The following is a 6,419-nucleotide window of genomic DNA, read 5'->3' as shown; positions in this document are numbered from 1 at the left end:
GGACCCGGCCCGGGTGCACCCGATGCCGGCGTCCGACGGCCCGGCCGGTGACGACCCGGAGGCGGCCGCCGCCGGGTACGCGCGGGAGCTGGCCGCCGCCGCCCGGCCCGGGAACGCGATCGTGCCGCACTTCGACGTGCTGATGCTCGGCGTCGGCGAGGACGGGCACGTGGCGTCGGTGTTCCCGGAGCACCCGGTGCACCACGACAACCGCCCGGTCAGCGCGGTACGGGGCAGCCCGAAGCCGCCGCCGGTGCGTACCACGCTGACCCTGCCGACGATCAACACGGCCGAGGAGGTGTGGCTGATCGCCGCCGGGGCGGACAAGGCCCGGGCGGTGGGCATGGCGCTGGCCGGGGCCGGGCCGGTGCAGTTGCCGGCCGCCGGGGTGCAGGGCGTCTCCCGTACGCTCTGGCTGCTCGACCGGGCCGCGGCGGCCAACGTGCCGCCGCGCCTGCGCAGCCTCCGCTGAGGTGTAAGGAAGGGCCCCTTCTTAACGTCTCCGGTAGAGAAGGGGCCCCTTCTTAACGCCTCGGCTCAGGCGCGGCCACGACGTCGGCGCAGCGCGTCGAGGGCCTCGGCGAGCAGCGCCTCCCCCTCCTCCGGCGTGCGCCGCTCCTGCACGTACGCCAGGTGGGTCTTGTAGGGCTCGGCGCGCTGGCGGCCCGGCGGGTCGCCCGGGTCGGGGCCGGCTGGCTCCCCGCAGCGGGGGCACTCCCAGGCGGCCGGCGTCTCCGCCTCGGCGGCGATCAGGAACTCGACCCGGTGCCCGTGGCGGCACCAGTAGACGACCGGGCGGCGCGGCGCGGGCTCCACGCGCTGGTCGAAGCGCTCGGGGGCGGACCCGATCCGGGTGCCGCGGATGACGTTGTTGCTGGGCACGGTTGCTCGCTCCCTGTCGTCGGAGGGGACCGCCGCCGGAGGGGGTGGGCGACGGGCGACGCGCGGAGAAACAAAACTGCGCGCGGTCCGTGACGGACCGCGCGCAGATTGTACGCTTCTCAGCGCCGACTCAGGTGCCGTTGGCCATCTGCAACCGCAGCCAGAGCCCGAGCCCGATGATGCAGGCGAACCAGACGATTCCCACCAGAACGGTGTAGCGGTCGAGGTTCTTCTCGGCCACGGACGAACCGGCCAGGCTGGAGCTGACGCCGCCGCCGAACATGCTCGACAACCCGCCGCCCTTACCGCGGTGCAGGAGGATCAGCAGGACGAGCAGCACGCTGGTGATGACCAGCAACGTGATCATCGTGTAGGCGAACCAGATCGGCATGGCGGGGGTCAGTCCTCTCGTTGCGATCACTGCCCGGACCTGTCGGGCACTGCGGCACCGACCGGTGGACGGGCAGCGTCAAGGATAGCGAGCGATCAGCGGGCGGTGTGCTCCGGGAACCGGCAGATCTGCGCGAACTCCTCCGCGTCCAGGCTGGCGCCCCCGACCAGGGCCCCGTCCACGTCCGGCTGCGCCATGATCGCGGCGACGTTCGACGCCTTGACCGACCCGCCGTACAGGATCCGGACCTGCTCGGCGGTGCCCTCGTCGTAGGTCTCGGCGATGCGCTTGCGCACCGCGCCGCAGACCTCCTGGGCGTCCTCCGGCGTGGCCGTCTTGCCGGTGCCGATCGCCCAGACCGGCTCGTACGCGACGACGACCTTGGTGACCTGCTCGGCGGTGAGCCCCTTCAGCGCGCCGTCGAGCTGGTCGCAGCAGTGCCGCACCTGCCCCGACTGTTCCCGGACCTCCAGGCCCTCGCCGATGCAGAGGATCGGGGTGAGCCCGTTCGCCAGCGCCGCCGACACCTTCGCGTTGACCAGCGCGTCGTCCTCGTGGTGGTACTGCCGCCGCTCGGAGTGGCCGACCACCACGTAGCCGCAGCCCAGCTTCGCCAGCATCGGCCCGGCGATGTCGCCGGTGTACGCGCCGGACGGATGCGGCGACAGGTCCTGCGCGCCGTAGCCGATCAGCAGCTTGTCGCCGTCCACAGCGGTCTGCACCGTACGCAGGTCGGTGAAGGGCGGCAGCACCACGCACTCGACGTCGGTGAGCTGCTTCTCGTTCAGGCTCGCGGCCAGCTTCTGCACCAGCAGGTTGGCCTCGAGGTGGTTCAGGTTCATCTTCCAGTTGCCGGCCATCAGCGGCCGGCGGGTCGTGCTCGCCATTCAGTTCTCCAGAGCCGCGATGCCGGGGAGGGTCTTGCCCTCCAGGTATTCCAGGGAGGCGCCACCGCCGGTGGAGATGTGCCCGAACGAGGACTCGTCCAGGCCCAGCGCGCGCACCGCCGCGGCCGAGTCGCCGCCACCGACCACGCTGAACGCGTCGGCCTTGGTGATCGCCTCGGCCACGCCCCGGGTGCCGTTGGCGAACGCCGCCATCTCGAACACGCCCATCGGGCCGTTCCAGAAGATGGTCTTCGCCTGCGACAGCGCGGCCGCGAAGCCGGCCACCGTCTCCGGGCCGATGTCCAGGCCCAGCCGGTGGCTGGGGATGCCGTCGGCGGGCACGGTGTCGTGCGCGGCGTCCGGCGCGAACGCGTCGGCGGCCACCACGTCGACCGGGAGCATGATCTTGCCGGGCGCGCGCTCCATCAGGTTGCGGCAGGTCTCGACCATGTCCTTCTCCAGCAGCGACGTGCCCACCTCGTGGCCCTGGGCCTTGAGGAAGGTGAAGCACATCCCGCCGCCGATGAGCAGCCGGTCCACGGTCGGCAGCAGCGCCTCGATCACGGCCAGCTTGTCGGAGACCTTCGAGCCGCCCAGCACCACCACGTACGGCCGCTCCGGGGAGCCGGTGAGGCGGCTGAGCACCTCGACCTCGCGCAGCACCAGCCGGCCGGCGAAGTGCGGCAGCCGGGCCGGCACGTCGTGCACGCTGGCGTGCTTGCGGTGCACAGCGCCGAACGCGTCGTCCACGTAGGCGTCGCCGAGCGCGGCGAGCTGGTCGGCGAACGCGCCCCGCTCCGCGTCGTCCTTGCTGGTCTCGCCCTTGTTGAACCGCAGGTTCTCCAGCAGCGCCACCTGGCCGTCGGCCAGGTCGGCCACGGTGGACCGCGCCGAGTCACCGACGGTGTCCTCGGCGAAGTGCACCGGGACGCCGAGCAGCTCACCGAGCCGCCCGGCGACCGGGCGGAGGCTGAACTGCGGGTCCGGCGCGCCCTTCGGGCGGCCCAGGTGCGAGCAGACGACCACCTTCGCGCCGGCCTGCACCAGCGCGCTCAGCGTCGGCAGGACGGCCCGGATCCGGCCGTCGTCCGTGATCTCACCGGTCTGCTTGTCGAGCGGGACGTTCAGGTCGGCGCGCACCAGCACGCGCCGACCCGACACCCCCTCGGCGAGCAGGTCGTCGAGGTTGCGGATGCTCACAGCGAGCTACCGACCAGCTTGACCAGGTCCACCAGGCGGTTCGAGTAGCCCCACTCGTTGTCGTACCAGCCGACGACCTTGACCTGGTTGCCGATCACCTTGGTCAGCGGCGCGTCGAAGATGCACGACGCCGGGTCGGTCACGATGTCGGCGGAGACGATCGGGTCCTCGTTGTAGGTGAGGATGCCCCGCAGCGGGCCCTCGGCGGCGGCCTTGAGCGCCGCGTTGACCTCGTCCACAGTGGTCTCCCGGCCGACCGTGACGGTCAGGTCGGTGGCCGAGCCGGTCGGGATCGGCACGCGCAGCGCGTAACCGTCCAGCTTGCCCTTCAGCTCCGGCAGCACCAGGCCGATCGCCTTCGCGGCGCCGGTCGAGGTCGGCACGATGTTCAGCGCGGCGGCGCGGGCCCGGCGCAGGTCCTTGTGCGGCGCGTCCTGCAGGTTCTGGTCCTGCGTGTACGCGTGGATGGTGGTCATCAGGCCCTGCTGGATGCCGAACGTGTCCTGCAGCACCTTCGCCATCGGCGCGAGGCAGTTCGTGGTGCAGGAGGCGTTCGAGATGATGTTGTGCTTGGCCGGGTCGTACTGGTCCTGGTTGACGCCCATGACCACGGTGACGTCCTCGTTCTTCGCCGGCGCGGAGATGATGACCTTCTTGGCCCCGCCGTCGAGGTGCGCCTTCGCCTTGGTGCCGTCGGTGAAGAAGCCGGTGGACTCGATGACGACGTCCGCGCCGACCTCGCCCCACGGCAGGTTCGCCGGGTCCTTCTCGGCGTACGCCTTGATGGTCTTGCCGCCCACGGTGATCTCGTCGGCGGTGGCCTTCACCTCGTGCGGGAGGCGGCCCAGGATGCTGTCGTACTTGACAAGGTGGGCGAGCGTCGCGTTGTCGGTCAGGTCGTTGACCGCCACGACCTCGATGTCAGCGCCGGACGCCAGCACTGCCCGGAAGAAGTTGCGGCCGATCCGGCCGAAGCCGTTGATGCCAACCCGGATGGTCACAGGTCCCATCTCCTCGCGTTCTGGTCCGCCGGCGCCAGACCGGGGCCGGCGGAGGTGTGTGCGCCGACCGTTGGAGCCGGCCGTCGACATGTCATCTCGGCCACCCCGCCGCGGTCACGGAGACCTGACCGCCCGAGGCGGTGAGCACGGCGAGGGATGCCTGTGCGCGGCCCCCTTGCCGTACGCAGCGACCATATCCGAGCGTGCGGCGTCGCGCTGCGGCGGGTGGTGATCCCGCTCGCGTGCTCGCCGCCCGAGTCCTATCAGACCACGAGCATGTCGGGCGTGACTGCCGCTTCCGTATCCGGGATGCCCAGGTCGCGGGCGCGCTTGTCGGCCAGCGCGAGCAGCCGGCGGATCCGGCCGGCGATGGCGTCCTTGGTCAGCGGCGGCTCGGCGAGCGCGCCCAGCTCCTCCAGGGACGCCTGACGGTGCTCCAGCCGCAGCCGGCCGGCCGAGGTCAGGTGGTTGGGCGCGTCGTCGGCGAGGATCTCCAGCGCGCGGGTCACCCGGGCGGCGGCGGCCACCGCGGCCCGGGCCGAGCGGCGCAGATTGGCGTCGTCGAAGTTGGCCAGCCGGTTGGCGGTGGCGCGCACCTCCCGGCGTACCCGCCGCTCCTCCCAGGCCAGCACGCTGGAGTGCGCTCCTATGCGGGTGAGCAGCGCGGCGATCGCGTCGCCGTCCTTGACCACCACCCGGTCCACGCCGCGCACCTCGCGGTTCTTCGCGGTGATGCCGATGCGGCGGGCCGCGCCGACGAGCGCCAGCGCCGACTCCGGGCCGGGGCAGGTGATCTCCAGCGCGCTGGAACGGCCCGGCTCGGTCAGCGAGCCGTGCGCCATGAACGCGCCCCGCCAGGCCGACACGGCGCAGCAGACGTTCGCGGCCACCACGTGCGGCGGCAGGCCACGCACCGGGCGGCCCCGCACGTCGAGCAGGCCGGTCTGCCGGGCGAGCGCCTCGCCGTCCTTGACCACCCGCACGATGAAGTGGCTGCCCTTGCGCAGGCCGCCGGAGGCGAGCACGTGGATCTCGCTCGGGTAGCCGTAGACCTCGGCCACCTCCCGCCGCAGCCGGCGGGCCACCGCGCCGGTGTCCAGCTCCGCCTCGACCACGACGCGGCCGGACACGATGTGCAGGCCGCCGGCGAAACGCAGCAGGGCGGCCATCTCCGCCCGCCGACAGCAGGGCTTGGGCACGTCGACCCGACTCAGCTCGTCCTTGACCGCAGCCGTCATCGCCATAGTGCGCCCCCTCACGGACCGGTTCCGGCGTGTCGCCGGTGATTACGTACGTGTCTAACGATCGGCGCGCAGGACAGGCACCAGCGCGGCGCCCAGTGCGGCTGGATCATGACGGGGCGTGCCGTCGAGGACGGCGACGGGAGCGAGGACCAGCCGGGCACCAAGCGATTCTGCCGCACGTTCGACCGCCGCGGGATCACCCACCGCCGTGGAGTCCGCCAGCACCCGGTCCACCTTCAGCTCGGGCAGATAGCGCCGCAGCGTGTCCAGATGGTCGGGCAGGGAGAGCCCCGAGGTCTCCTTCTCCGCCACCAGGTTGAGCGTCACCAGCCGCCGCGCCGGACTGGAGACGATCGCGTCGGCCAGGCCCGGCACCAGCAGGTGCGGCAGCACGCTCGTGTACCAGCTGCCCGGCCCGAAGATCAGCCAGTCCGCGGCGCGTACCGCTGTCACCGCCTCGGCGCACGCGGCCGGCGCGGGTGGGTTGAGCCGCAGCGACTCGACGGTGCCCGGGGTGACCGCGACCTGGTGCTGCCCGCGCACGGTGGACACCTCGTCCGGATGGGCCGGGTCCGCGCCGCGGACCCGGGCCTCGATGCCCACCGGCTGACGGGACATCGGCAGCACCCGCCCCACCGCGCCGAGCATCGCGCCCGCGTGGTCGAGCGCGGCCACCGGATCGCCGAGCAGCTCGGTCAGGCCGTGCAGCAGCAGGTTGCCGACCGCGTGGCCGGCGAGCGAGTCGCCGGCGCGGGCGGCCGGAACCGGCGCGGCGAGCGTTGGCGGGGGCGGCGTCGCGGTGGTGAAGCGGTAC

At 72.6% G+C, this 6,419-nt stretch carries 8 protein-coding genes; 1 reads left to right on the top strand and 7 read right to left on the bottom strand.

The features are described 5' to 3' along the window. Nucleotides 1-472: 6-phosphogluconolactonase (gene pgl, locus KBX39_RS19740; RefSeq protein ID WP_210871893.1), on the top strand; the 472-nt coding region annotated here is incomplete at its 5' end. 65 nt (nucleotides 473-537) lie between these two features. On the opposite strand, the gene KBX39_RS19735 is transcribed toward pgl, so the two are convergent. The 7 genes from KBX39_RS19735 to KBX39_RS19705 form a co-directional block, all read right to left on the bottom strand. Further along, a complete protein-coding gene (locus KBX39_RS19735) occupies nucleotides 538-882 on the bottom strand; it encodes an RNA polymerase-binding protein RbpA (protein ID WP_013287462.1) in 345 nt (114 codons plus the stop codon). A gap of 130 nt (nucleotides 883-1,012) precedes the next feature. Continuing rightward, nucleotides 1,013-1,273, bottom strand: coding sequence for a preprotein translocase subunit SecG (gene secG, locus KBX39_RS19730; RefSeq protein ID WP_043329626.1), 261 nt, complete (start codon nucleotides 1,271-1,273; stop codon nucleotides 1,013-1,015). 95 nt (nucleotides 1,274-1,368) lie between these two features. Continuing rightward, nucleotides 1,369-2,160: a triose-phosphate isomerase gene (gene tpiA, locus KBX39_RS19725; protein ID WP_043329625.1), complete on the bottom strand. Its 792-nt coding sequence runs from the start codon at nucleotides 2,158-2,160 to the stop codon at nucleotides 1,369-1,371. Then, nucleotides 2,161-3,360: a phosphoglycerate kinase gene (gene pgk / locus KBX39_RS19720; RefSeq protein WP_166456860.1), complete on the bottom strand. Its 1,200-nt coding sequence runs from the start codon at nucleotides 3,358-3,360 to the stop codon at nucleotides 2,161-2,163. It lies immediately after the preceding gene. Beyond that, the gene (gene gap, locus KBX39_RS19715) at nucleotides 3,357-4,361 is read right to left on the bottom strand and encodes a type I glyceraldehyde-3-phosphate dehydrogenase (protein WP_043329624.1); all 1,005 of its coding nucleotides are present in this window, start codon (nucleotides 4,359-4,361) and stop codon (nucleotides 3,357-3,359) included. Before gap ends, pgk begins: the two co-directional genes overlap by 4 nt. Before the next feature lie 263 nt (nucleotides 4,362-4,624). Then, nucleotides 4,625-5,605, bottom strand: coding sequence for a DNA-binding protein WhiA (whiA, locus tag KBX39_RS19710; RefSeq protein ID WP_030503240.1), 981 nt, complete (start codon nucleotides 5,603-5,605; stop codon nucleotides 4,625-4,627). A gap of 54 nt (nucleotides 5,606-5,659) precedes the next feature. Next, on the bottom strand, nucleotides 5,660-6,419 hold a 760-nt coding region (locus tag KBX39_RS19705), incomplete at its 5' end, for a 2-phospho-L-lactate transferase CofD family protein (protein WP_247660376.1).

It is taken from the genome of Micromonospora sp. D75 (assembly GCF_018070405.1).
GTDB lineage: Bacteria > Actinomycetota > Actinomycetes > Mycobacteriales > Micromonosporaceae > Micromonospora > Micromonospora chalcea.
This window is presented reverse-complemented; position numbering and strand designations above follow the sequence as displayed.

What these genes read in the sequence shown, in the direction of transcription:
- secG (WP_043329626.1), bottom strand. Translation starts at nt 1,273, where the DNA reads ATGCCGATCTGGTTCGCCTACACGATGATCACGTTGCTGGTCATCACC.
- tpiA (WP_043329625.1), bottom strand. Translation starts at nt 2,160, where the DNA reads ATGGCGAGCACGACCCGCCGGCCGCTGATGGCCGGCAACTGGAAGATG.
- whiA (WP_030503240.1), bottom strand. Translation starts at nt 5,605, where the DNA reads ATGGCGATGACGGCTGCGGTCAAGGACGAGCTGAGTCGGGTCGACGTG.